Genomic DNA, 24,314 nt, shown 5'->3' with positions numbered 1-24,314 from the left:
ATGCAATGAATTCACTTTGTGTGTGCAAAGGGCGGCGGCTTGTCCGACTGCCCTTGCCTGCAAAGTATTCTTTTTCTGACACAACGCTCAAGTACGTAACAACGCACCATCCAACCGGGGGGGGAACAGGCCCCGAGAAGCAAGAGGGATGTCATTGAAAGCCTTATTTGAGAAGGAAAAAAATTACTGGAGTCATAAACTGGAATCTGAGGATCATATCATCTGCCTGCCATACACCAACCAGGTGTCCAGGGATACAGCTGCAACGAGTATACGTTTGAAACCAAGGTAGAGGGCCATACGACTCCATATCGTAGAAGGTTGGACGTATCATAAACTCATGAAGAAGTTTGGGATCGCAGATCGAATTGATTACAAGAATGGATCAGAATAATATGACATCATGGTTACCTAAAGTAAACATCCCGACAAAATGGATACTCCAATGCAATATTCAGTCACCCATCGGGATACGGGTGGTGCTTTCCATATGCCAATAGTTAACAGCCGAAGGGCACTGCGGTTGGTACGTCATGTCAGAACGAGGAGATTGATTCAAAAAAATTGGTTGGTAGACTTGAGCTTTGAGTTAATAAAAGAATGTCGGAGGACAAAAGCATGTTGCATTAGGAGCCGCCTAAATGACGGCTTTTTTGTTTTAAGAAATCAAGTTCCTTGCTCCGAGCCAAGGACAAGAACTTGATTATTCCATTGCCGATTAGATATCTACCTATTTAATGCTCACTATACCAACCATCCAGTTGTCGCAGGAGCAGACGACCTCATTCTGGAGCGGTTGAAGCGAGGTTCGTTGACTTTCAAATAAGAAGCCCTCAGTGAGCTTTTTTTAGACAAGTCTTTAATAAATAACCCAATTTATAAATTTATACTGTGCAGCTTTGAAAAAGCTCAATAAACTTCTGAGCTGCTGAAGAAAGGGGCAAGTCTTTTTTGATAGCAATACTTAAAAACCTTTTAGGTATGATTTCTTGGATGGGCACTATGAATAGCTGTTGTTGATCCAAATCGCTGCGAACAAAATCCTCGATTACACACGATATGCCCAAACCTTTTTTAGCAAACTCAATTAACAGTTCCATGGTACTCAGTTCTACTTTAGGTATTACTTTTAAGCCATATGAAGTGAAAAAGTTGTCAATATATTTTCTTGTATTAAGTCCTTTCTGCATGAGAATGATCGGGTAATTTACTACTAGTTCTTTTAAGAATATTGGTTTATCACATATTTCTTTAAATCTCTCACCTACTACAAAACAATCTTGTATTTCTATTTTTCCAATCACCGTCAGCGAATCTCTGCTTCCGTTCAGATTGATGATTCCTATGTCAACTTCGCCTGACTCTAGCTGCTTAATTGTAGAATGAGTAGATTGATCTTTGATATAAATCTCGATATTAGGGTAAGCCAAGGAGAATGTCTCTAGGTATTGCATCAAGAAGTTACTACAAGCTGTTGTGCTTACGGCTATTCTTAGTTGGCCAGCATCTAAATTCCTTAATTCCAAAAATTTTCTTTCAGCCGCCTGTAATAACTCATAGCTTTGTTCTACATATTGAAATAATATCTCTCCTTCCGTAGTAAGGGACACTCCTTGTGCTCTTCTATGGAACAATTGTCCACCTAGCTTATTTTCAAGTAGTTTTATGGACTGACTAACTGCCGATTGTGATGTAAACAGTTCCTTTGCCGCATTAGACATACTTCCAGCTTTTACTGTGATATAGAAGATCTTATAGAGTTCATAATTAATATCCATATAAGTATTTAGTATACCTCCTATATTTATTATTAATTTTACTTATTATACTGCGTGAATTATACTCGGGTTGTCAATGATTAATCGATAAATTGAGAAGGTGACCAATCTAGTATTCCCATATTTAAGTTATATTATTGACTCATCTGTAGGGGATATTCAATCTTCAGAATTTGAGAGGGGATAATACTGTGAGGCGGGATTACTTTTGCAATGGACACACTTGAAACCGTTCTTTTGGTATTTTCTTTTCTCGTGGTTCTAAAATCGGATAAACGATTTATTGAAGCACTTCGTTCAATTTCAGATTGGCTAATTGATCAAAGTAAGAGAAAGGGGAAAATACATGGCTATCATATTCATAATTTTCGCATTATTGGCAGGAATGGCCTTGCCTACACAATTTAGTGTTAATGCGCAGCTAAGGACGGTGGTGGGATCACCTATTGTTGCTTCGGCCATTTCTTTTACAGTAGGTGCCATCTCATTAATAATCATATCTTTTTTTGTAAAAGGATCGTTGTTCAAAAAAGAATGGTTTGAAGCTCCCTGGTGGATGTGGACAGGAGGACTACTGGGTGCTTTCTATGTATTGGCGACAACCATTCTCATGCCCAGAATAGGAGTAGCAGCTACGGTTGGATACGTTTTAGCTGGACAAATAATCGTGTCGGTGATCATTGATCATTTTGGATTAATTGGTGCTAGTATGCACACTTTGAATATTCCTCGATTATTGGGAGCTCTTTTGGTTATTGCAGGAGTCTTTATCGTACAAAAATTTTAAATACATTTGGGGGAAACGTACATGAGCAAAATAAGAAAAGACTTTCTGTGGGGAGGAGCTATTGCTGCTAATCAAGTAGAAGGTGCACATCGCAGGGATGGAAGAGGGCTAAGTACCGCTGATATTCAGCCGTTTATTCCAGGAGCTGATCCTATTGATCTACATTTTAATGACATGGATTCAGAAACATACGAAAAATACAAACATGGGACATACTATTTCCCTAAGCGCCAAGGAGTACATTTCTACGAACGATACCGTGAGTATATCGATGCGTTAGCAGACATGCATGTAAAAACATTGCGGTTGTCTATTTCTTGGAGCAGGATTTTTCCGAATGGAGATGATACCGTTCCAAACGAGCAGGGTTTGGCCTTCTATGATCGATTATTTGAGTACATGAAAGAAAAAAATATTGAGCCAATCGTCACGATTTTCCATTATGAAATGCCTTTAAATTTGGTTGAGCAATATGGCGGTTGGACAAACCCGAAACTGATTGATTTCTTCGTGAAGTATGGGCAAACCGTCCTGCAAAGATATCACCAAATCGTTAAATATTGGATCATTATCAATCAAATTAACCTTGTCCACAAAGAGGCATTTGCCTCCCTTGGCATACTGAAAGATAAAGTTGATCATTACGAGCAGTCTAAGTTTCAAGCGGTTCATCACCAATTCGTTGCTTCTGCAAAGATTACTGAGTTTGGCCACAAGCTAAATCCATCCCTTCAAATGGGAATGATGTTGGCCGATACATTAACCGCCCCTTATTCATGTGAACCTGCAGATGTCGAACTGAATTTCAGACGGAATCGAATGCAATATTTCTACAGCGATGTTCTGATTCGAGGCGAGTATCCAGAATATGCATCGACGTATTTCGAAGACCATGACATCCAGCTGGAAATTACGGAATCGGAGAAAGAGTTGCTTCGGAACAATACAGCCGATTTCCTTGCAGTCTCTTATTACTGGTCAAATACTGTTAAAGCTAGTGAGAATACGATGGACCCTAATTCTACCGTCAAAAATCCCCATTTGAAAGCGAATCGCTGGGGCTGGTCTATAAATGCTTCAGGATTATATCTCTGCATGTCTAAATATTGGGACAGGTATCATGTTCCCATGATGGTGGCTGAAAATGGTCTTGGATTTAAAGATGTTTTAACAGCGGACAATAAAGTTCATGACGATTATCGCATCGAATACCACCAGGAGCATATTGCAGCACTGAAAGAGGCAATACATGAAGGGGCAGATGTTTTTGCCTATTGTACCTGGGCCCCTTTCGACATCATCAGTGCAGGTACTGCTGAAATGAGCAAAAGATATGGCTTTATTTATGTGGACTATGATGATGAAGGAAACGGAAGTGGACAATTCCATTTTAAAGATAGTTTTTACTGGTATAAGCAAGTTATTGATTCAAACGGCGAGGATCTTCATAGAACCACCAACGATTAGGATGAGAATGACTGAATGATTAAGGCACCCCCGGATCATTTTGTATCGTGTCAGTTATACGGTATGTGGAAAATGGTCCGGGCATTTATAATAGGGGGGACAACTATGAGTTATCAAAAATTGGCAAAGGATATTCTGGATGGCGTAGGAGGAAAAGAGAATGTAAATGCGGTGTGGCATTGTGCCACTAGGTTGAGATTTAAATTAAATGATGTGAGTGCTGCAGATACTAAAAAGATTGAAAACACAGATGGGGTTATTACCGTCGTCAATAGTGCCGGACAGTATCAGGTGGTTGTTGGTAATTCCGTTGCTCAAGTCTATGATGCACTAACATCATTACCTGGAATGGCATTACATGTTTCTAGCAACAATGAAAGCGCTTCAGAAAAAATAACTGGGAAATTTAATCCTGTCAGTCAGTTGATGGATTTTGTTTCGGCCGTATTTACGCCATTTCTGGGAGCCTTGGCTGGATCCGGAATTTTGAAAGGCATTCTAGCTTTATTTACAACAATGAACTGGATATCGACCGACAGTGGTGCGTATAAAATATGGAATGCAGCAAGTGATGCCATTTTCTATTTTTTGCCGATTTTCTTGGCATTTACTGCGGCCAAGAAGCTGAAAGTCAACCCATTCGTAGCCGTTTCGTTAGCTGGTGCACTCATTCATCCGTCTTTAGTAGAGATCGTATCCAATTCACAAACGATTGATTTCTTTGGCATACCGATCATACCAATTACGTATACGGCGTCTGTGTTTCCCATTCTGTTGTCGATTTGGGGCCTCTCTTACTTGGAACCTTTGTTGAAAAAATTCTTTCCGGAATCAATTCGTAATATGCTAACCCCTCTGGTTTCTCTAGTGATTATGTTGCCTCTAACTTTGGCTGTTATCGGCCCTCTAGGCACAAAGATCAGTGACCTGTTCGCCATGGTATTGTTAGCAATCTTTGGTTTCTCCCCATTACTTGCTGGGTTGGTTTTAGGAGCGTTCCATCAGTCGATTGTTATTTTTGGAGTCCATTGGGCGCTGATTACGCTGATGATAAACAATGTCGCTAATCAAGGATACGACCAATGGTTGCCGATTGTATGTGCAGCCGTACTTTCTCAAGCAGGTGCTGCTCTAGGCGTATTTTTGAAAACCAAGGATGCCAAAATCAAAGGCCTATCGGGTTCTGCAGCAATCACAGCCATTTTTGGTATCACTGAACCGGCAATTTACGGCGTAACCCTTAAATTAAAGCGTCCATTCTACTGTGCAATGATCGCTGCTGGTATTGGAGGCGCTGTTATTGGATCGTTTGAAGTACATGCATCCACATTTACATTTCCTAGCTTGTTGGCTATTCCAACTTATTTAGGCCAAGGTTTCATTGGAGAAGTCATCGGATTGATTATTGCATTCTTTGGAGCCGTCATTTTAACTTATTTCTTCGGTGTTTCGAATAAGAGTGTGACGAATTTGAGTGATCAAGCAAATCCAAACGAGGTTGTGGTACCTGTTAATGGCCAAATTGTTCCTTTAAGCAGTGTAAGCGATGAGGTGTTTGCTTCTGAAGCGATGGGTAAAGGAGCAGGGATTGTTCCAATTAGCGGAATTGTTACAGCTCCGGTAAACGGAACGGTAAGCAGCGTGTACAAAACCGGGCATGCGATTGGCATTGTATCTGATTCCGGTATAGAACTTTTGATTCATATCGGTATTAATACTGTGAAATTAAAGGGACAACACTTTAAACCATTGGTTAAGGAAAATGATAGAATTGGCATTGATGATAAATTAGTTGAGTTTGACTTGGAGCAAATTAAGGCTGCGGGTTATGATCCTACGGTAATGGTTATTGTTACGAATTCATTTAATTATGATCAAGTGCATGTGAATCTGGAGGATCCAAATTCAAAACAGTTATTACATGTGATTCCTGCAAAACCTAGCGTTTCATCTTCAAATTTGGTTTAACACAGGACAGCATGAATTTGATCATGGAAGTAAATTGAAAAAACGTATAACAGCCAGCTATAGCTATTATAGCTGGCTTTTTTAGTAGATAGTTTTGTTGTTAACGAAGAAAAGGATTAGATATTACGAATGCTTGGATAGTTCAGCAAAGTATTGGACAATAAGGTCTCGAAATAGCCTTATCGACTTCGAGAGGTAATGAGTCTGCTTCTAGGACAATGTAATTCAAAGCCTCTGGAACACGTTCAGCACCAATTGCAAATGTGAACCACATCTGTTGTTCCTCCAACAGTCATAACGAAAAATTTTACTGCAAACGTGCTTAGTAGTCTCCCCTTCGAAAAGGTATTAGCCGAATGGTGAATAGAATGTTTCTGTGGACTGAAGATCCTTTAGTATGAATTCCAAGTGTTCTCTAGCTGATTGATTCAATGGTTGTAAGGGCAAAGGAAGACTGGGACTTGAGATCAAGCCACTTATTTCTGCTGCTGCTGAAACAACACGAAGGCTACCATATTGATGAAATAACGTCCAAATAGGTTCAAGTAGCGCCGAGAGTCGTTCCGCTTCATCAGCAAAACCGTCCTGGGCCAAACGGGTCATTTTTAGGCACGCCTTTGGAAACAAACCACCGAGAACCGAGTACCATGCTTCACAGCCTGCATTCAAGCCAGTGACTGCGGATGAGTCTCCACTTACTCCTATAGTTACATGGGGAGGAATGGCCGTTCGCAGTTTTCTAATGCGTGCCTTGGCTGCTTCAGGATCAGAAGGCACTCCAGGAATCTTGATAGAACGAACGTTAGGCAGCTCAGCAATCCGACCGTGCAACTCATCACTGAAATGAAAATGTGTAGTCCCCGGATTATCATATACGCAGAGCGGAATAGAGAGCGAGCTTGTCACCTGTTCATACAACGAATATACCTCTTCATTTGTTAATGCCTGGTAAGAAACAGGAGCTAACAGCACTGCGCTTGCTCCTGCTCTTTGTGCATCTTCCGCTAATCGATGTACTTCAGAAGTACGAATCGCACTTATACTTGTCATCACGGGAATCCCCTCAGATGAATGGACAGCAAGTCGAAGCACACGTAAACGTTCTTCTCGATTAAGATATGCATAATTTCCAGTTGAACCCAATGCACCAATTGAGTCTACACCAGCTGCAACTAATCGTTGAATTAGTGTCACAAATGCTTTTTCGTTAATACCTGTCTCGTTAACTGGGGTGAGTGGAAAAGCAGATAATCCACAGAACATAAAGCTACACTCCTTTATTAATTGACCTTCAAAATACAAACACATTATAAAAATGAATTAGACACAATTAAAGTACCAATGGAGAGACAAATAACCCGTTATAAATGCTGTTAACAACCCCAAAACTTCAGGTCTTTGTCTTTTTAAAAGCGAATTACAACATATCAATATTATAGCTATTATGATTTCCCAACTTCCCACAGTAAGCCCTACATTTATGGACAGTCCTACCAAAAGTGCATCAAAAGGTGAAGTCCCAAGGTCTGATTGTATAGTGAACGAAATTCCAAGGGATAATATAAAAATTCCTAATACGAAAAAAACATATCTCACTTTACTCGACCTCTTTAACATAATTTTATGTTGCAAATGCAATAAAAATAAGGTAAATTCAATATATATCATTTTTATTGCATTTGCAATAAAATAGGTGCGAAGGAGTTAACTATGAAGGAAGTACTTCGTGAAATTGGAATGATCGCAAGGGCATTAGATTCTATAAGTAATATCGAATTTAAAGAATATGACCTTACAAAAGGGCAGTATTTGTACCTTGTGAGAATATGTGAAAACCCAGGAATCATTCAAGAAAAGTTAGCTGAGATGATAAAAGTAGATCGAACAACTGCATCTCGTGCTATAAAAAAACTTGTAATTAATGGATTTATTGAAAAGAAAGAAGATAACCATAACCAAAAAATTAAAAAACTCTATCCAACAGATAAAGGGAACAATGTTTATCCTTTTATAAAAAGAGAAAATGATTATTCCAATAACGTTGCATTAGAGGGATTTTCGGAAAGAGAAGTAGAAACCATTTTCAATCTTCTTCAAAGAGTGAGAGAAAATATAGGGGAAGACTGGGAATTTGTAAAAAAGGGGAACAAGAGAAATTATTGATTTACATGAAGGAGCGATACATTAAGTGACTGTAAAAATAATAAAGTGCAACCGTGAAGATTTACAAATACTCCAAAAAATAAGTATTGAAACATTTAATGATACTTTTAAAGATCAGAATTCACCTGAAAATATGAAAGCCTATTTGGAAAAAGCATTTAACTTTAAACAGTTGGAGGAGGAATTGTCCAACGTCTCTTCAGAAATCTTTTTCATCTATTTCAATGAAGAACTGGCTGGATATTTAAAGGTAAATATGAATGACGCCCAATCTGAAAAAATGGGTGATGAGTCGCTCGAAATTGAGAGGATTTATATAAAAAACAAATCTCAAAAACATGGGCTTGGTAAATATCTGCTAAATAAAGCTATGGAAATTGCGATGGAGCATAATAAAAAGAAAATCTGGCTCGGCGTATGGGAAAAAAATGAAAACGCCATTGCTTTTTATAAGAAAATGGGGTTTGTTCAAACTGGCGCACACTCTTTTTATATGGGTGATGAAGAACAAATTGATTTCATAATGACCAAAACAATGATACAAGTTTAGAATGATATAAGAATTCTTTATTATTTTATATTATAATTTATTCACTACTGTGTATAATATTAACTATAATTGAATTCGAAAATGTTTTCTAGGGTTCCGCGATGTAATATCGGCTGGTCCGAGAGAAAACTCACAGTCGTCGTACTGTGCCACGGAGGGATAAAAGCCTGGGAGAAAAACTGCTGTATGCAGTATTCTCTCAGGCTTTTTTTATTGCTGCTATAAATCCATACTACTTTGCAGCATTATCAAAAAGGAGGAAGCACAAAATGAACAAGACATGGTTATCTGTTGTAGTTGCGGCATTATTCGAAGTTGGATGGGTCATCGGCCTGAAACATGCCAGCGGCTGGTTAGAGTGGGGGGGCACTTTAGTTGCCATTTTAGTAAGTTTCATACTCATGATTATGGCTTCCCGTACGCTTCCGGTAGGTACGGTGTATGCAGTATTTGTCGGGTTGGGAACGGCCGGCACTGTATTAGCAGAAATTTTGTTGTTTGGTGCTGAGGTACAAGGATCTAAATTGTTGCTAATTGGGGTGCTTCTGCTCGGAGTTGTAGGGCTCAAAATACAGAGCAAAGAGAAGAAACAAGGAAAAGAGGTGGACTGACGTATGAACTGGGTATTTCTAATTTTGGCAGGCGTATTTGAGATGATGGGAGTTCTCATGATTAATAAGCTCCATAAAGATCGGAATTTCCTGTCTGCTTTTTACCTGCTTGCAGGCTTTGGATTGAGCTTCTTGTTTCTATCCCTGGCCATGGAAACACTACCAATGGGCACGGCCTACGCTGTTTGGACCGGTATTGGAGCTTCTGGCGGTGCCATATTGGGCATGATCTTTTACAGTGAACCGCGTAATACCGCGAGAATTCTGTTCATCGCGATGGTACTCGGTTCAGCAGTTGGCCTAAAGCTGGTAAGCTGAATAATGATGGAATTGGAAAAAATAAAGAAAATAGATAGAAAAGACCAGTATGCAGACAAAGTAGCGATAAGAAATTTTGTCTGCATGTTTTTTGCATTTGCTTACCCTTCTATACTCTGATCTTTAGGATCGTCGCGTTGTGTTTTCAGTTTTAGAAAATGAAGAGTCAATTGAAGTTTCAGGCGAATATCACCATCGCTTAGATCAATCTCGAAAAGCTCACGTATCCTGTTGATTCGATAGAACAAAGTATTTCTATGAATAAAAAGTGTTTTAGCAGCAATATTTGGAGTGTCCACATATTGAAGATAGGCTTCAAGGGTAGATAGCAAACTTGTTTTGTGGGCATTGTCATAAGCAATTAACTTTTGGATAACTGGATGGCAGAAGTCAGCGAGATCGTTCTGTTCCGATATGATTTTTCCAATATGCTCGCAGAGATAGTCCTCATACATATACACTGGCTTGTTAGAATTAATTTGGAAACCAATCTCAATGGCGGTTAGGCATTGCTTATAATATTTTCGCAAAAAAGTTAAATGACTAAAGCAGTCACTCAGCGAAGCAGTTAGTCCGTTTACTTGGAGAAATTCCAGAATACGTTTGTCTTCAGCAATGATTTTACAGGATGAATCAACAAGGGAAATGAGAAATACAATACGTCCCTGATATACGATCCAACGGCTATCCGGAAGTAATTGGATCATATGCTGTGCAACCAGCTGAACTTTCCCGTCAAAAAAGCCGTTCTTCAGGTCTGTCAAGGTCAGCACTCTCAGGTAAGGTGTAAGAGTCCATTCCAGATGAGCCAGTCGCATTGCGATGACATTAGCATCATTGAGCTCGCCTGTAAGCAGTTCGGAAAGCAAAAAACTATGCATCATTCCTGGATTGTAATTATAAAAGTCGTTCTTTTGCAATTCTACCGAAACCAGCTCACAAAGAAATTGTACGAGTTTAAAATCAATATCTGTAAATTTACGATCCAGTTCCATAACACTGACCTGCGCGAATTCTATACCATGTACGTACACAAAAGCTGTTATCCAACAGTCGTTGGTCTCGGGATCACGTGAATAATAAGGAATAAGAGCCATAAGGGTCAGTTCGTACAGATTGGATTTCTTCATGCTCTCAATATTACTGTCAAGAATATAGCCCAAATTTCGCTGCTGTTCGATATCAGGTCGGCTGGGGATAGGGGCTTGACACATAGCGAGTAACTTATAGCCTGCGTCGACAATGATTACCGGATTACCAAAGATGCGGGAGGCCTCGTTTGTCAAGTTCGGCCACCCTTATGGCTGCAGGAATGGTTCCTTGTATCGCTGCACGTGATTGACGAAGCGGTGAGAGTTACCTGAACAAGATTCTAAAGCTTTCGAACTTCTTGTTTAACAATTGCTTCTTGCTGTCGTTTTTCGAAATAATTACCGCCTAAATCTTTGTAATCCTTGCTGCGCGTGAGGAGATGGTAAACAATAGTCATGATGGAGTGGGCGACCGCCACGGCCGCTCGGTTTCTGCCTTTTCAGCGTCGGTACTGAACACCCGAGTAATTGTCGGATCTGCATACGGAATGGGCAACTTCAATGAGTGCCGAACAAAGGTATTTGTTGCCTTTGCGAGAGTCTTGGAGGATATTCGTTTACCACTTTCGTTCTGCCTTGGAACTAGACCTATCCACTAACAGAGATGAGTGTCGGAGGGGAAACGCGCACCAATGTCGGTCCCGACTTCGTGCAGAATTTGTTCCACGGTGCGTGTTGCGATCCCCGGGATCGTATCTAGCCTTCTTCAGTGTTCTTCGGGCGAATGCAGCCAGCTTTTCCGTATCTTCTTCACCCTCGATCAGGAATTCATCATGTCGCTGCTGCTCACCCCATGATGTCGGAGACAACGGCAGCTAGTTTAATGTTGGCTCCTTCCAGCACTTTTTGGCCCGGTTGTGTTCGCGGGACCGTCTCTGAATCAGGCTGCAACGGTAACGAACTAATTCGCGCAGTTCTCTTAGGTTCCGGTCTGGGATGTAACTGGGTTTCAGCAGACCGTGGCGGAGCAGATTACAAATCCATTCTGCATCTTTTACGTCCGTTTTTCTGCCGGGAATGGCTTTGATGTGCTGGGCGTTAACGACGAGGAACTGAATTTCTTCAGCTTCAAGCAAATTCACGATCGGTTTCCAGAACACGCCGGTACTTTCCATGGCCACATGAGTGCAGCAATGTTGCTTGATCCAGTCGATCAAATCAAGCAGGAAAACCGTGTAGGTATGAAACGTCTTAATCGCTTTCCTTCGGGAGTTACGACACATGCGGTAATGGACTTCTTGTGAACATCCAAACCGCAAGCTCGCTCGATCAGGACATCCATAACATTCACCTTTCTACGGCAATTAAAATTGAGAACTGGCGCAACAACCAGCAAAGGGTTACTCTACCCAGCGTGCTTCTATGTTATGGTTAGAAAAGAATCATTAAGAGGCAGGCATTAGAAAAAGTTTTTAAACATATTATAGGTAATATCCGTTCAAATATGTTGGGGAGGATATCATAAAACCTATGTTACCTATGGAAGAATATTTCGGTAAGTTAGAACTCGTTTATTCATTTTATGGGGCTATGCCTACAGGCGTTAGTGTATCAGAAACCGGGCGTATCTTCATTTGCTTTCCGAAATGGGGAGATGACGTTAGATTTACGGTAGCGGAAATTGTTGAGGGTCGGTTGCAGCCTTATCCTAATTTAGAAACGAATTTGGTAAATCCTTTGAATATCACTATGTCCTTCATCAGTGTCCAAAGTGTAATTGCTGATGGAAGGGGAACCCTGTGGGTACTGGATACAGCTGCACCAAATTTTTCTGAGCCTATTAAAGGAGGGGCAAAATTAGTCGCTGTAGATTTAAAAACAAATACAATAAGAAAAGTATACACGTTTGCAGAAGATGCAATCTTGCCGACAACGTATCTGAATGATGTCCGATTTGATTTTCGTGTTGGTAAATCAGGTTACGCATATATAACGGATTCTTCTTCCAAAGGTCCAGGCGCTATTATAGTCGTAAATTTAGAAAATGGAAATGCGTTTAGACGGTTAAATGGAGCAAATTCAACTTCACCCGATCCGTATTTTTTACCGAAAGTGGAAGGTAAAATTTTGATGAATCGAAACACAGATGGTTCGACATCTCCCTTTCGATTGGCCTCTGATGGTATAGCGATTTCTCCTGATGGAAAAATTATATTTTTTTGTCCATTAACCAGTCGTCATCTATACTCGATCTCAACAGAAGCCCTAAGAGACAGAACGATACCGGATTTCAATTTACGTTATCATGTGCAGTATTGGGGAGAAAAAGGTGCGTCTGATGGATTGATAACCGATGCAAAAGGAAACGTTTACGCTGGTGACTATGAAAACGATAGTATTCGAAAGATATTTCCGAATGGAATAATGGAAACCATCGCACATGATCCGAGAATTTTATGGCCAGATACTTTTTCTATTGGTCCAGATCAATACTTATATGTTATTGTGAACCAATTACATCGGCAGGCAAGATTTCATTATGGAAAAGACCTGCGACAAAAACCTTATAGTTTACTTCGTATAAAAATTGATGAATTACCTGCTCCTACCTTTTAATAAATATTTCACTTTACAAAGTTGACTTTATTTGAATAGAAAATGCATTTCATAACCAATGCATGCTGCCACACAATTAGTAGCGGCATGTATTGTTAATTTCAGCAATTCCAGGGAAGCTCTACATATTCTTATGTATACTTAAATTAGGACGTTTACGTTTTTTGAGAAATTGGAAATCAAATAGCTTTAATCGGTATGCTAGCTGCTGTTATTTTTGATCTTAAGCACTACACTACATTGTAGACTATCGGTACTCTGTTAAGAGCTAACAGGCAGTTTAGTCCAACGAGTAATCCTAATTCCGAAAAAACATTGTGGATAATGGAGCTGCAAACTGGCGACGGTAACTCAACTGGTGTTAGTCTCTTTAATCCAGCTTAGGTTCTTCGATTGTAAAACTATAAATCAAATCGGTGAATTGGTGGCTAGCCTTTAAGCCAATGATATGCGTAGCTTCTTGTGGAACCGCAGATAAGAGTCAAGCAGATGATTACGCACGTCAGAAAAAATTTAAAAATCTTGATATAGTGGTATAATGATTTATTGAACAGAATTTATCGTAACCAGGAGGAAAAGTCGATGGATAGCCAACAAATTCTCATTCGAAACAACGTCAAAGTAAGGGGCTTTGGTTCCAAGACTCTTATATTCGCCCATGGCTTTGGCTGTGACCAGAACATGTGGCGCTTTGTCGCACCAGCTTTCGAAGAGAAGTACAAGCTGGTATTGTTTGACTTTGTAGGTTCGGGAAAGTCCGATATGCAGGCTTATAATCCTTGTATTTATCATGATCTGAACGGGTATGCCCAGGATATCTTAGACATTTGTTCAGCGCTCGAATTGAAGAATGCCATTCTAGTGGGTCATTCCGTCGGTGCTACTATCGGTATGCTGGCCTCTATTCAAAGATCGGAATACTTTGATCGGCTTGTTCTGATTGGTCCTTCTGCACGATATTTGAACGATTTACCTGATTACATCGGCGGGTTTGAACGGGAAGATCTGATGGATTTATTGGACTTGATGGATCAAAACTTTCAAGGTTGGGTGAGCTAGCTGGCTCCTGTCATTATGGGGAATACAGACCGGCCGGAATTATCTCAAGATCTTGAGTTGAGTTTTTGCGCAACCGATCCTAAGGTAGCCCGTGGTTTTGCGGAAGCAACGTTTCTCTCTGATTACCGTAAGGAACTCGGTAAGGTAGTGGTGCCTTCGTTGATTTTGCAATGCTCCGATGATGTAATCGTTCCGATGGAAGCTGGAGCCTATATCCATCAGCAGATGAAGGAGAGCGAGTTCCGACTGATGGATGCAACCGGTCATTGTCCACACGTAAGCCATCCGGATGAAACCCATTAGACTCATCAGTGAATATCTTGCCTCAATCGATTCAATACAGGAAAGCGAGTTGCACACATAATATGGACGAACGGTTGGATCATGCCCCCTGCGGTTATTTGTCGATGGATCAAAATCTGACAATACGCATCGTCAATGCAACGCTGTGCCGCTTGTTAGAATATGAAAAACAAGGGGTAAACGGTATCAGTTTTGAATCCCTGCTAAATCGGTCCAGCCAAATTTTCTTTCAGGTTTATTTTTTACCGTTGATTCGGCTTAATCATCACGTAGATGAGATATATTTAATGATGAAAACGGGTAGCGGCGGAACACTTCCCGTTCTTTTAAATGCTGTGATTCGAGAGCAGGGAGACGAATTGGTGTACGATTGTGTCTTAATTCCCATGCTGCGTAGGAAGGAATACGAGCAACAGATTGAAAAAGCTGAGAAAGCCTGTCGGAAGGCGGGAGAGGAGCTACTAAAGATTGAGCAGAAGCTTGATAAAAAAAAGGAAGAACTTTCATCTTTACCTAATCCCAAGATATAGTTCAATGCTTCTTTGAGTAGTTATACTCTAAAAGCCCGAATCACCCCGGCTTTTTATTTTTGGCTCTGTTAAACTATAGTATTGATAATGTCTATTGGAACCCCCCAGCTATCAGACTTACCTTTATTGACTACCGATAGGCAATTAAAAGAACAGGGAATTTGAACGAGGACCTATACGAACTCGCAAGTGATTTTTTCCAAGCGAATGAACACCCCTTTCAGTAAACAGATGTTGTCGTTATTGATATCAACATTATTAGGTATTCGAAGATTTCCGAATCATTTTGGGAGAATCACTCGCTACCAAAAACTAAGGAAATTTCAAGTATTATTGATCGCTTGAACGATGGTGTGTAAATGTTGACCTAGCTGCGGATCTTATGGTTGGTTTTAAACCACCGGCAAGTGATAATTGCACGATCTATCTATCAGACTAAAACAGGTTCGATGGCCTTCAAGTTTCTCTATAGAACCATGGGCTCTGGGGACAGACTATTCCTTTTTGAAGAGATTAGTTGATTATGATTTTGGTTATGATATTTCGGACTATCGGGATATCGATCCGATGTTCGGGTCTTTGGATGATATGATGAGCATCCCTGGTTTCAAGAAGCAAAAAAAGTAAAGAAAATCCGTACCATGACTATTATGTCTGGAGAGATGGCATTGGAGAAATGCCACCAAACGACTTGGGTTCCATATTTGGTGGTTCAGCTTGGGAATGGTTACCCGAGATAGGACAATATTATTTACATCTTTTTTCTGTAAAACAGCCGGATCTCAACTGGGAGAACCCAAAAGTCCGACAAGAGATTTACGAAATGATCAATTGGTGGATAAGCAATGGTGTAGGCGGTTTTCGGCTTGACGTAATTGACTTAATCGGAAAAGAACCAGATTTGAAAATTACCAGCAACGGGCCGAATCTGCATAAGTATATCAGGGAACTCAGCAAGGAGACGTTTCAAAAAGCTGGAGATCTGCTGACGGTTGGAGAAACATGGGGCGCTACGCCAGAGATCGCCAAATTGTATAGCAACCCGGACGGCAGTGAGTTTTCAATGGTATTTCAATTTGAACATATCAGATTAACAAGGCTTGAGCTACGAAAAACTTGTTCATTATGGTATAAATGGATAATTTAAGGGAATGGGCGAAGTGATTACTGATATATCATTGAGCAGACGAAAAACGTTAGTTGAAAATAGCATGGAGCAGTTTGCCGGTTGGTAGCTGCTCCATTTTTGATAAACTAACGGGCAGTTATCTTCAATCAGTATAGACTCTATTTTAACCTATTATTTAACCCTCTATAGACTTCTCTCCAATAAGGCTCCAACTTGTTCAGCCATGATTTGTGGCGGATACGGCATTTCATTTCTAATCCACCATTCTATTACCCCTACATAAGCGGTACCAGCATATTGCAACATAACGTCTTCATTTAAATCCACATTTCTTCCACTTTCTCTATCAATCTCACCTCTGAATCCTCCCATAACATAATCAAGAAGACGAGTTCTAAAAGAGGGGGCTCCTTTACTGGCTAACATAGTCGAAAAAAATAAATAATTTTTCTCAAAATACTCAAAAAAAGGTACAAGTCCATTGCTCCAATCCAGCTTACATGCCCATTCATCCATTTCGCCTAATTCATTCATGTGTGATTCGATCAGTTTATCCAACAAATCATATTTGTCCTGATAATGAAGATAAATCGTACCACGGTTTACGTTTGCCTGGTCTGCAATGTCTTGAATGGTAATGTCATCGAAGTTTTTTACAGCCATCAGTTCAATAACGGCTTTTTTCAAGGATTCTTGCGTTTTTAGAATTCTCCGATCCACTTTTATCATTTAGTCTTTTCCCCCTGACCAACTCAAAATAATGAACACTTTTCGTGATGATGTTGTTATTTCAACAAATTGCGCTTTTTTAACCATTGAACTTAGGCTTCTTTTTTATAATAATAGACGTGAGTTGATAAAACAACAAGTTTTGTTTATCCGCTCTCTGCGGTTCACTAATATTACCTATAAGGAGAACTTAAATTTAGAAAGGAGGGATGTTCACTTGGTAGTTAATAAAAAAATGTGAATAATCATTACTAATTTCTAAAAAAGGACTAACAGATAAAATTGTATTCACTGGAGGTTATATATGATTAATGCTAATGCACGTGCTGTGTTCGGTCCGGAAGGTCCGTTCATACTAACTACAATTGAGCGCAGAGATCTTAAGCCGCATGATGTTCTCATTGAGATCAAGTATGCGGGTATTTGCCACTCTGACATCCATACCGCCCGTGGGGATTGGGGGCCAGTCCAATATCCTATCGTTCCAGGACATGAGATCGCCGGTGTTGTCGCCCAGGTTGGCTCGGAAGTCACAAAGTATACTGTTGGTGACCGAGTAGGAGTTGGCTGCATGGTTGATTCCTGTCGAGAGTGCGAGAGTTGCCGTAGAGGAGAGGAGCAATATTGTCTTAATGGACATACGGGTACCTACGCAGCTATCGACAGATATGGACAATATACACAGGGGGGTTATTCCACCCACATCGTCGTAACGGAAGATTTCGTGGTTCGAATTCCTGACGGCATTGATCTTGATGTCGCCGCTCCGCTTTTATGTGCTGGGATCACAACGTACTCTCCGCTGCGCCATTGGGGTGCTGCTTCCGGCAAGAAGGTAGCAGTTGTTGGACTTGGCGGACTCGGACACATGGCTGTGAAGCTCGCTCATGCTATGGAAGCAGAAGTAACGGTTTTATCTCAAACCTTGAAGAAAAAAGAAGATGGTTTGAAACTAGGAGCGGACCATTATTATGCCACCAGCGATGCGGAGACATTTAAGAAGCTGGCCGGCAGGTTTGATCTCATCGTGAATACGGTGAGCGCGAAAATTGATTTGAATGCCTACCTATCACTGCTGGCAGTGGACGGTACCTTGGTTAATGTCGGTGCGCCGCCGGAGGCATTGCCTGTTCAAGTATTCTCTCTTATCCCGCATCGTCGGTCGTTTGCTGGATCGGCAATCGGCGGTATTCGGGAAACACAGGAAATGCTTGATTTCTGCGCTGAACACCACATTACGCCTGAGATCGAGGTTATCTCCGCTAATCAGATTGATGAGGCATGGGAACGCGTACTTGCTTCGGATGTCCGGTATCGATTTGTCATCGACATCAGCACGATGGGGAACGAATAGGGATTCATTGCAGCAAAAAAATATCAAGGGCACGCCGGGTGGTGTGCCCTTGAGTTGGATAAGGAAAAGACAGATCTTCCGAAATTTATCTAAGACCCTTTGTATATCGGAGGGGTATACTGTCACAGGGTAATAAAACGACAAAACCTAAAGCAAATGCGTTGGCTTAAAGAATGTGCATTTAATCAATCATAGGAGTTAAAGGAATGAAATATAAGACCCAAAAAAATTCTCTCGGTTTTGCTCTAATATTGGCCACATTCTCGGCGCTGGGGCCGTTTACCGTCGATATGTATCTTGCATCACTTCCGCAAATCGCTGTTTTTTTTGGAACAAGTGCAACTGCCGTTCAAGCGAGTTTAACCACTAGCCTGTTAGGATTAGGGTTAGGACAGTTGATAATGGGGCCGTTAAGCGACATTTATGGAAGACGCCGGCCTTTGTTGATTTCCATGATATTATTTATCCTTTCCTCGATTGGATGCGCTTTTGCACCAAGCATAGAATGGTTTATATTTTTAAGATTTATTCAAGGGGTTGCTGCGTCCGCCGGACTCGTTATTTCGCGCGCTATTGTTCGAGATCGGTTTAGTGGGATTGAAATGACTAAGTTTATATCGTTGCTAACGATGATAAGCAATGTCGCTCCGTTAATTTCCCCTACGGCCGGAAGTACGGTCATGTCATACAGCTCTTGGTTAGGTGTATTTATATTTTTAGGGGTGCTAGGTATAGGATTAACTGGGATAACCATATGGGGGTTAAAGGAAAGCTTACCTGTACAGCAACGTGCTCCAAGCAGTCTCCGTTCGTTGATGAAAAATTATAACAGCTTGTTCCGAAAGCGGTCTTTTATGGGATATGCTCTCGTCAATGGCATATTGTTCGCAGGTGTTTTTGCCTATGTTGCGGGTACCCCATTTATTTATCAAAACATATACGGCGTGTCGCCGCAACTGTTTTCGATCCTGTTTGCGTTGAATGGCCTTGCTATTATCTTGGGATCTCAATTCGTCAAACTGCTTGCAGGCCGGGTAACGGAAAATCGACTATTTTTGACCGGATTAATACTGTCATTTATATCTTCCGCTGCGGTCTTATTTATAGTACTAGTACATGGAGCATTATCAGCTATGTTTATTTCGATCTTCTTATTCGCCTTATCCATTGGGATCATTGGACCCATCTCTTTTACATTAGCAATGGAGTCGCAAGGGCATATTGCAGGGAGCGCTTCTGCCGTGCTCGGCACCTTACAATTCGCGTTAGGTGCCGTTACGTCTCCGCTTGTGGGAATTGCAGGCGAAAATTCTGCTATACCTTTTGGAATTATTATTTTTTCTACCAGTTTATTATCTATAATTACCTATATCATTCTGGTTAAAGGGATAAAAAAATTATCCGTTTGATGCACTCCATATCAAAGGAGTATTGGCGCTCACTCTATGTATGCACCGCGCGAAACCAACACCTAATGTACATCAATAAAGTCGCTCAGTGGACTATTTTTAAAAAAAGAAAGGGAGGAACCATGAAATGGATTATACGAAACTTGGAAATAGAGGGGAATGTATGAATCGAATTGAAAAGAATCAAGTGACGTATAAAAAGCTATTTGGCGATGGAGTGCCAGCGGCATACGCTACCGATCCTGATTTTCAGGACATCCTGAGCCGCTTCATTTTTGGGGAAGTTTTTTATCAAGGTGAATTGGACGATAAACAACGTGAGCTTATCACTCTGGTGGTGCTTGCAACGAACCAAACGTTGCCACAGCTCAAGGCCCATACTCAGGCTGCACTGAACGTTGGGCTGACACCAGTAGAAATCAAAGAGGCCATTTACCAATGTGCGCCTTATTTAGGATTCCCCAAAACGCTAATTGCCATCGCGGAGATTAATGAAGTTTTCAAGGCCCAAAATATAGTGTTACCTCTCGAAAGCCAAAAGCAGGTTGAAGAAGAGAATCGGTTAGATAAAGGGCTTGCAGTGCAGGTAGAGATTTTTGGCGATATCATTGAAAAAAATAGGGATAATGCTCCATCCAATCAAAAGCATATACAGGACTATCTTTCTGCCTTCTGTTTTGGCGACTTCTATACTCGTGGAGGTCTTGATCTGAAGACACGGGAGCTGCTGACCCTCTGTATCTTAAGCAGCCTGGGCGGTTGTGAAAGTCAAGTCAAGGCACATGTGCGGGGCAATCTGAATGTGGGCAATGACAAGGATATGATGATCACTGCCATCACTCACTGCCTTCCATATATGGGTTTTCCGAGAACATTAAACGCTTTAAGTTGCTTAAATGAAATCATTCCGGAATAGGTGGAGAGAATTTAGTGAAGAAACAGATTTCTCTATCCCTTGTTTTTTTGCTGACCCTTACCCTCATGGCTTGTGGCGGTAATACCATTGGAGGAAAAACTGTGGCCAATCAAACAACTAATATAAAAATAAAATTGATATTTAACAACGAGGAAGTAATGGTAAGCATGTACGATAATCCGACCAGCCAAGATTTTTTACAGAAACTTCCAATGACTATAACCTTCGAGGATTATGCTGGAACCGAAAAAATCAGCAGGCTAGAGAAAAGATTGTCCATTGAAGCTGCGCCGTCAGGCATCGATCCTTCCGTTGGAGATTTTACTTATTATTCTCCTTGGGCAATTTGGCTATATTTTATCAAGATTTTGGTTATTCAAGTGGACTTGTAAAGCTAGGTCATATTGAGGTCGGAGTTGAAAAGCTTGTAAAAATGAACGGCAGTTTCACGATGACGATTGAGCAAGCCCAATAGCGTTAATGATTCCTAAAAAGTAAGAAGTCGATAGCATCGCGTTGGATAATAATAAAAATATAAGAAAGTAGGGATAAAAAATGAAGAATGAGCACTTAAGCAATAGCACACTCTTCCCATTGGGTCAAAAAGTCGAAAAAAATTTTATCGGTGACGCATACTTACAAATGGTGTTTACCGATCCAGCACCACTCAATACAGCAATTGGGAATGTAACCTTTGCTCCCGGTGCCCGCAATAACTGGCACTCTCATCATGCTGGGCAAGTGTTGTTGGTTACTGGCGGTGAAGGATGGTATCAAGAAGATGGAAAGCCAGCCCAATTACTCAAAACAGGCGATGTGGTAAACATTCCACCAAACGTAAAACATTGGCATGGTGCTACGAAGGACAGCTGGTTTGTTCACTTAGCTCTTACACCAGGACAAACAGATTGGTTAGAACCCGTAATGGATGAAGATTATACTAAACTTTAATAAATGAAGTAACACACAGAAACGGCAGACATCAATGCTGTCGTTTCTATTGAAGCTTCTCATAAACCAGGAACCCTCTGTTTCTAGTCTGCGGATATTCATCAAACGAATATGAGGTCAGGGAATATTTGAAGCTAGTACTGAGTGATTGGAGACAGTATTATGCAAACGATCGATCAACAAATACTTACTGGAGAACGAGCACTTTTCAAAAGAAATAACCTTACTATTACAAATTCTATTTTTGCAGATGGCGAGTCCCCACTGAAGGAAAGCAACGATATTACTATCGATAATAGCATTTTCAAATGGAAGTATCCCTTATGGTATTGCAATAATATTCGTGTTAGTAGCAGCACTTTCCTTGAAATGGCCCGATCAGGAATATGGTATACACATCAAATTGCCATCAGTGACAGCGTAATAGAGGCACCAAAGATATTTCGGCGTTCGAGCGGGATCCGACTGACAAAAGTCGATCTACCCAACGCGCAAGAAACCTTATGGAATTGCGCAGATATTCACTTGAATCATGTGACCGCAAAAGGCGATTATTTTGGAATGAATAGCGCAAATATCATCATCGACGATTTCACATTAGCGGGGAACTACGCATTCGACGGAGCAAAGAATATGGAGATTCGCAATGCAAAGCTTATTTCAAAGGACGCCTTCTGGAATTGCGAGAATATCACCGTTTATGATTCATTGATCATCGGAGAATATTTAGGCTGGAATTCGAAGAACATCACGTTTATCAACTGCACCATCGAAAGCAATCAGGGAATGTGCTACATGGACCGTCTCGTGATCGAGAACGGAACGATTCTGAATACCGACTTGGCATTCGAATATTCAACCATTGAGGTGGAAACCAAGACCTCAATTGATAGCGTGAAGAATCCAATCTCCGGAAAAATCAGAGCGAAGGATATCGGCGAAATCATCATCAATGACGAAGAAATCAACGCTGCCTACACCCGATACGAGCTGGATAAAGCAGGTGATCGATTTGTCCTTTGATTTTGATAAAATGACGATTCGTTTGGTCACTAACTCTTATAAATGGGATGTTGGTCCGGGAGAGCTAGCGATGTGGGTAGCGGATATGGACTTTGAGACTTCGCCAGCTATAATCGATGCTCTGCAAAAGAGATTAAACCACCGTATTTATGGATATACCTCGATACCAGATACTTACTATGATGCAGTTGCCCGATGGTGGGAAAAGAGACATCACTATCTGGTTCAAAAAGAATGGATAATGTTTTGCACGGGTGTAGTGCCGGCGATATCATCAATCGTGCGCAAAATGACCAAAACCGGCGACAAAGTACTTATGTTTGCGCCTGTCTATAACATTTTCTACAACTCCATAAAGAACAATCAACGAGAAGTTCTCGTAAGCGATTTGGTTTACAAAGACAATCGATATTCGATCGATTTTGACGATGTGGAGAAGAAGCTAGCCGATCCTGACACAACGCTTATGATTTTCTGCAATCCCCATAACCCAATAGGCAAAGTGTGGGACACACAAGTTCTTGAGAAACTCGGCACGCTCTGCGTCAAGCATCAGGTCCTTATCCTTTCCGATGAAATTCATTGCGATCTAACACACCCAGGTCACCAATACATTCCATTCGCTTCCGTATCGGAAGAGATCGCCCAAAATTGCATCACCTGCGTGGCGCCGACAAAAACTTTCAATCTTGCAGGAATTCAAACTTCGAGTATTATCGTGCCCAATCTGGAGATCCGCAAACTTGTACACCGTGGCATTAATACCGATGAAGTGGCCGAACCTAACTTTTTTGCGACTGAAGCGGCAATCTCGGCCTTTACGGAAGGCGAGCCCTGGCTGCAAGCCTTATTGGAATATCTCATGGCAAACAAGCAATATCTTGAACATTTTCTGGCTAGTGAACTGCCGCAGCTCCAAATTAACCATTCAGAAGCCACTTACTTAGCTTGGATCGATTGCCGAAACATAACTCCTAATGTAAGTCAACTGTGTAAATTTATAAGGAGAGAAACGGGACTGTATGTCTCAGAGGGTGCCATTTATGGCGGCAATGGACATGAATTCATTCGATTGAACTACGCCTGCCCTAAAAAACGACTAATTGATGGATTGCAGCGCTTGAAAATTGGGATTCAGGCATATCAAAGATTGGACGATTGATTCAATAACGGTTACCGGACACTCCTCCACGAAACGAATGGAAAATCTGCTTTAGAGATAAGTGAAAAATTCATTAAGTTAGCGATCGAGAAGTTATATATTATGATCAAACTGAAATCGATTTGACCTCTTTGGCGGCCACAATGTGGTCATCGTTATTAAGCATTTTGAGCCATAAGTGAAATGTAAATGATTAAACCCCAGGGACCTTATCCATCTGGAAGAAGCCCTGAGGTTTTTTGTTATTGAGCAGGAAGGCCTTGTCCGTAGTAATACGAAGCGGTCTCAAAATCTTTTTGGTGATAATAAGCTTCAGCTATAAGGATATACAATTCGCTTATTTTTTGTGCGCTTGCTGTTGTTGATATATGGTGCGAGCTAAAAAGAAGTGATCCAGAGCTTGTGCTAGATTTCCATAGCGGGAGTAGATTTGTCCTATTAAAATATTGAGCTGGGCTTT

At 40.9% G+C, this 24,314-nt stretch carries 20 protein-coding genes, 4 pseudogenes and 1 riboswitch; of the genes and pseudogenes, 18 read left to right on the top strand and 6 right to left on the bottom strand.

The annotated features are described in order from the left end of the window. Nucleotides 1-884: 884 nt before the first annotated feature. Nucleotides 885-1,778 carry a LysR family transcriptional regulator gene (locus MHB46_RS01720; RefSeq protein ID WP_103048528.1) on the bottom strand — a complete coding sequence of 298 codons (894 nt, stop codon included), beginning with the start codon at nt 1,776-1,778 and terminating at the stop codon, nt 885-887. Nucleotides 1,779-2,124: 346 nt separating this feature from the next. Between MHB46_RS01720 and MHB46_RS01715 the strand changes: the two genes are divergently transcribed. From MHB46_RS01715 to MHB46_RS01705, 3 genes are all read left to right on the top strand, one after another. Next, complete coding sequence (locus tag MHB46_RS01715) at nt 2,125-2,565, top strand: DMT family transporter (protein ID WP_023988632.1); 441 nt, start codon at nt 2,125-2,127, stop codon at nt 2,563-2,565. Nucleotides 2,566-2,586: 21 nt separating this feature from the next. Further along, nucleotides 2,587-4,032, top strand: a complete 1,446-nt coding sequence (locus MHB46_RS01710) for a glycoside hydrolase family 1 protein (RefSeq protein WP_250261356.1) — start codon at nt 2,587-2,589, stop codon at nt 4,030-4,032. 105 nt (nt 4,033-4,137) lie between these two features. Next, the gene (locus tag MHB46_RS01705) at nt 4,138-6,000 is read left to right on the top strand and encodes a beta-glucoside-specific PTS transporter subunit IIABC (RefSeq protein ID WP_341161393.1); all 1,863 of its coding nucleotides are present in this window, start codon (nt 4,138-4,140) and stop codon (nt 5,998-6,000) included. A gap of 348 nt (nt 6,001-6,348) precedes the next feature. Here the strand turns inward: MHB46_RS01705 and MHB46_RS01700 are convergent, their stop codons facing one another. Together MHB46_RS01700 and MHB46_RS01695 are read right to left on the bottom strand one after the other, a co-directional pair. Further along, on the bottom strand, nt 6,349-7,263 hold the full coding sequence (locus MHB46_RS01700) for a dihydrodipicolinate synthase family protein (protein WP_341161392.1): 915 nt from the start codon (nt 7,261-7,263) through the stop codon (nt 6,349-6,351). A 69-nt stretch (nt 7,264-7,332) separates the two neighbouring features. Beyond that, nucleotides 7,333-7,596, bottom strand: a pseudogene (locus MHB46_RS01695) (YitT family protein); the annotation flags it as partial. 114 nt (nt 7,597-7,710) lie between these two features. Here MHB46_RS01695 and MHB46_RS01690 point away from each other — a divergent pair. The 4 genes from MHB46_RS01690 to MHB46_RS01675 all read left to right on the top strand — a co-directional run bounded on the left by MHB46_RS01690 (nt 7,711) and on the right by MHB46_RS01675 (nt 9,642). Beyond that, nucleotides 7,711-8,163, top strand: a complete 453-nt coding sequence (locus MHB46_RS01690) for a MarR family winged helix-turn-helix transcriptional regulator (RefSeq protein ID WP_023988638.1) — start codon at nt 7,711-7,713, stop codon at nt 8,161-8,163. 25 nt (nt 8,164-8,188) lie between these two features. Beyond that, a complete protein-coding gene (locus MHB46_RS01685; RefSeq protein ID WP_053325458.1) occupies nt 8,189-8,713 on the top strand; it encodes a GNAT family N-acetyltransferase in 525 nt (174 codons plus the stop codon). A gap of 77 nt (nt 8,714-8,790) precedes the next feature. Beyond that, nucleotides 8,791-8,889: riboswitch (guanidine-I (ykkC/yxkD leader) on the top strand. A gap of 93 nt (nt 8,890-8,982) precedes the next feature. Then, nucleotides 8,983-9,324 carry a DMT family transporter gene (locus MHB46_RS01680; protein ID WP_053325459.1) on the top strand — a complete coding sequence of 114 codons (342 nt, stop codon included), beginning with the start codon at nt 8,983-8,985 and terminating at the stop codon, nt 9,322-9,324. Between the two features lie 3 nt (nt 9,325-9,327). Continuing rightward, the gene (locus MHB46_RS01675; protein WP_023988641.1) at nt 9,328-9,642 is read left to right on the top strand and encodes a DMT family transporter; all 315 of its coding nucleotides are present in this window, start codon (nt 9,328-9,330) and stop codon (nt 9,640-9,642) included. 101 nt (nt 9,643-9,743) lie between these two features. Here the strand turns inward: MHB46_RS01675 and MHB46_RS01670 are convergent, their stop codons facing one another. Together MHB46_RS01670 and MHB46_RS01665 are read right to left on the bottom strand one after the other, a co-directional pair. Continuing rightward, on the bottom strand, nt 9,744-10,928 hold the full coding sequence (locus tag MHB46_RS01670) for a PucR family transcriptional regulator (protein ID WP_341161391.1): 1,185 nt from the start codon (nt 10,926-10,928) through the stop codon (nt 9,744-9,746). An 86-nt stretch (nt 10,929-11,014) separates the two neighbouring features. After that, nucleotides 11,015-12,015, bottom strand: a pseudogene (locus tag MHB46_RS01665) (IS110 family transposase). A 179-nt stretch (nt 12,016-12,194) separates the two neighbouring features. On the opposite strand from MHB46_RS01665, the gene MHB46_RS01660 reads away from it, so the two are divergent. From MHB46_RS01660 to MHB46_RS01645, 4 genes and pseudogenes are all read left to right on the top strand, one after another. Beyond that, nucleotides 12,195-13,289: an L-dopachrome tautomerase-related protein gene (locus tag MHB46_RS01660; protein WP_341163676.1), complete on the top strand. Its 1,095-nt coding sequence runs from the start codon at nt 12,195-12,197 to the stop codon at nt 13,287-13,289. 582 nt (nt 13,290-13,871) lie between these two features. After that, nucleotides 13,872-14,712, top strand: a pseudogene (locus MHB46_RS01655) (alpha/beta fold hydrolase). A gap of 1 nt (nt 14,713) precedes the next feature. Further along, entirely contained in the window at nt 14,714-15,181 is a 468-nt protein-coding gene (locus tag MHB46_RS01650) for a PAS domain-containing protein (RefSeq protein ID WP_341161390.1), read from the top strand. A 601-nt stretch (nt 15,182-15,782) separates the two neighbouring features. After that, nucleotides 15,783-16,328: an alpha-amylase family glycosyl hydrolase gene (locus tag MHB46_RS01645; protein ID WP_445667605.1), complete on the top strand. Its 546-nt coding sequence runs from the start codon at nt 15,783-15,785 to the stop codon at nt 16,326-16,328. A 165-nt stretch (nt 16,329-16,493) separates the two neighbouring features. Here the strand turns inward: MHB46_RS01645 and MHB46_RS01640 are convergent, their stop codons facing one another. Continuing rightward, the gene (locus MHB46_RS01640) at nt 16,494-17,039 is read right to left on the bottom strand and encodes a TetR/AcrR family transcriptional regulator (protein WP_165179876.1); all 546 of its coding nucleotides are present in this window, start codon (nt 17,037-17,039) and stop codon (nt 16,494-16,496) included. Nucleotides 17,040-17,343: 304 nt separating this feature from the next. Between MHB46_RS01640 and MHB46_RS01635 the strand changes: the two genes are divergently transcribed. The 7 genes and pseudogenes from MHB46_RS01635 to MHB46_RS01600 all read left to right on the top strand — a co-directional run bounded on the left by MHB46_RS01635 (nt 17,344) and on the right by MHB46_RS01600 (nt 23,854). Further along, nucleotides 17,344-18,393, top strand: a complete 1,050-nt coding sequence (locus MHB46_RS01635; protein WP_341161389.1) for an NAD(P)-dependent alcohol dehydrogenase — start codon at nt 17,344-17,346, stop codon at nt 18,391-18,393. A 206-nt stretch (nt 18,394-18,599) separates the two neighbouring features. After that, the gene (locus MHB46_RS01630; RefSeq protein WP_341161388.1) at nt 18,600-19,802 is read left to right on the top strand and encodes a multidrug effflux MFS transporter; all 1,203 of its coding nucleotides are present in this window, start codon (nt 18,600-18,602) and stop codon (nt 19,800-19,802) included. A gap of 127 nt (nt 19,803-19,929) precedes the next feature. Further along, nucleotides 19,930-20,718: a carboxymuconolactone decarboxylase family protein gene (locus tag MHB46_RS01625; RefSeq protein WP_341161387.1), complete on the top strand. Its 789-nt coding sequence runs from the start codon at nt 19,930-19,932 to the stop codon at nt 20,716-20,718. Between the two features lie 65 nt (nt 20,719-20,783). Next, nucleotides 20,784-21,193 (top strand): annotated as a pseudogene (locus MHB46_RS01620) (cyclophilin-like fold protein). Between the two features lie 80 nt (nt 21,194-21,273). Further along, a complete protein-coding gene (locus MHB46_RS01610; protein ID WP_250261329.1) occupies nt 21,274-21,669 on the top strand; it encodes a cupin domain-containing protein in 396 nt (131 codons plus the stop codon). A 162-nt stretch (nt 21,670-21,831) separates the two neighbouring features. Next, nucleotides 21,832-22,692: a DUF3737 family protein gene (locus MHB46_RS01605; RefSeq protein ID WP_341161384.1), complete on the top strand. Its 861-nt coding sequence runs from the start codon at nt 21,832-21,834 to the stop codon at nt 22,690-22,692. Next, complete coding sequence (locus MHB46_RS01600; RefSeq protein ID WP_341161383.1) at nt 22,622-23,854, top strand: MalY/PatB family protein; 1,233 nt, start codon at nt 22,622-22,624, stop codon at nt 23,852-23,854. The genes MHB46_RS01605 and MHB46_RS01600 overlap by 71 nt, the downstream gene beginning before the upstream one ends. The last annotated feature ends 460 nt before the right edge of the window (nt 23,855-24,314 follow it).

Source organism: Paenibacillus sp. FSL H7-0703, from assembly GCF_038003485.1.
Lineage (GTDB): Bacteria > Bacillota > Bacilli > Paenibacillales > Paenibacillaceae > Paenibacillus > Paenibacillus polymyxa_B.
Note: the sequence above shows the minus strand (reverse complement) of the source record. Positions and strands in the feature narration are given on the sequence as shown.

What these genes read in the sequence shown, in the direction of transcription:
- MHB46_RS01720 (WP_103048528.1), bottom strand. Translation starts at nt 1,778, where the DNA reads ATGGATATTAATTATGAACTCTATAAGATCTTCTATATCACAGTAAAA.
- MHB46_RS01715 (WP_023988632.1), top strand. Translation starts at nt 2,125, where the DNA reads ATGGCTATCATATTCATAATTTTCGCATTATTGGCAGGAATGGCCTTG.
- MHB46_RS01710 (WP_250261356.1), top strand. Translation starts at nt 2,587, where the DNA reads ATGAGCAAAATAAGAAAAGACTTTCTGTGGGGAGGAGCTATTGCTGCT.
- MHB46_RS01705 (WP_341161393.1), top strand. Translation starts at nt 4,138, where the DNA reads ATGAGTTATCAAAAATTGGCAAAGGATATTCTGGATGGCGTAGGAGGA.
- MHB46_RS01700 (WP_341161392.1), bottom strand. Translation starts at nt 7,263, where the DNA reads ATGTTCTGTGGATTATCTGCTTTTCCACTCACCCCAGTTAACGAGACA.
- MHB46_RS01690 (WP_023988638.1), top strand. Translation starts at nt 7,711, where the DNA reads ATGAAGGAAGTACTTCGTGAAATTGGAATGATCGCAAGGGCATTAGAT.
- MHB46_RS01680 (WP_053325459.1), top strand. Translation starts at nt 8,983, where the DNA reads ATGAACAAGACATGGTTATCTGTTGTAGTTGCGGCATTATTCGAAGTT.
- MHB46_RS01675 (WP_023988641.1), top strand. Translation starts at nt 9,328, where the DNA reads ATGAACTGGGTATTTCTAATTTTGGCAGGCGTATTTGAGATGATGGGA.
- MHB46_RS01650 (WP_341161390.1), top strand. Translation starts at nt 14,714, where the DNA reads ATGGACGAACGGTTGGATCATGCCCCCTGCGGTTATTTGTCGATGGAT.
- MHB46_RS01640 (WP_165179876.1), bottom strand. Translation starts at nt 17,039, where the DNA reads ATGATAAAAGTGGATCGGAGAATTCTAAAAACGCAAGAATCCTTGAAA.
- MHB46_RS01635 (WP_341161389.1), top strand. Translation starts at nt 17,344, where the DNA reads ATGATTAATGCTAATGCACGTGCTGTGTTCGGTCCGGAAGGTCCGTTC.
- MHB46_RS01630 (WP_341161388.1), top strand. Translation starts at nt 18,600, where the DNA reads ATGAAATATAAGACCCAAAAAAATTCTCTCGGTTTTGCTCTAATATTG.
- MHB46_RS01625 (WP_341161387.1), top strand. Translation starts at nt 19,930, where the DNA reads ATGGATTATACGAAACTTGGAAATAGAGGGGAATGTATGAATCGAATT.
- MHB46_RS01610 (WP_250261329.1), top strand. Translation starts at nt 21,274, where the DNA reads ATGAAGAATGAGCACTTAAGCAATAGCACACTCTTCCCATTGGGTCAA.
- MHB46_RS01605 (WP_341161384.1), top strand. Translation starts at nt 21,832, where the DNA reads ATGCAAACGATCGATCAACAAATACTTACTGGAGAACGAGCACTTTTC.
- MHB46_RS01600 (WP_341161383.1), top strand. Translation starts at nt 22,622, where the DNA reads ATGACGAAGAAATCAACGCTGCCTACACCCGATACGAGCTGGATAAAG.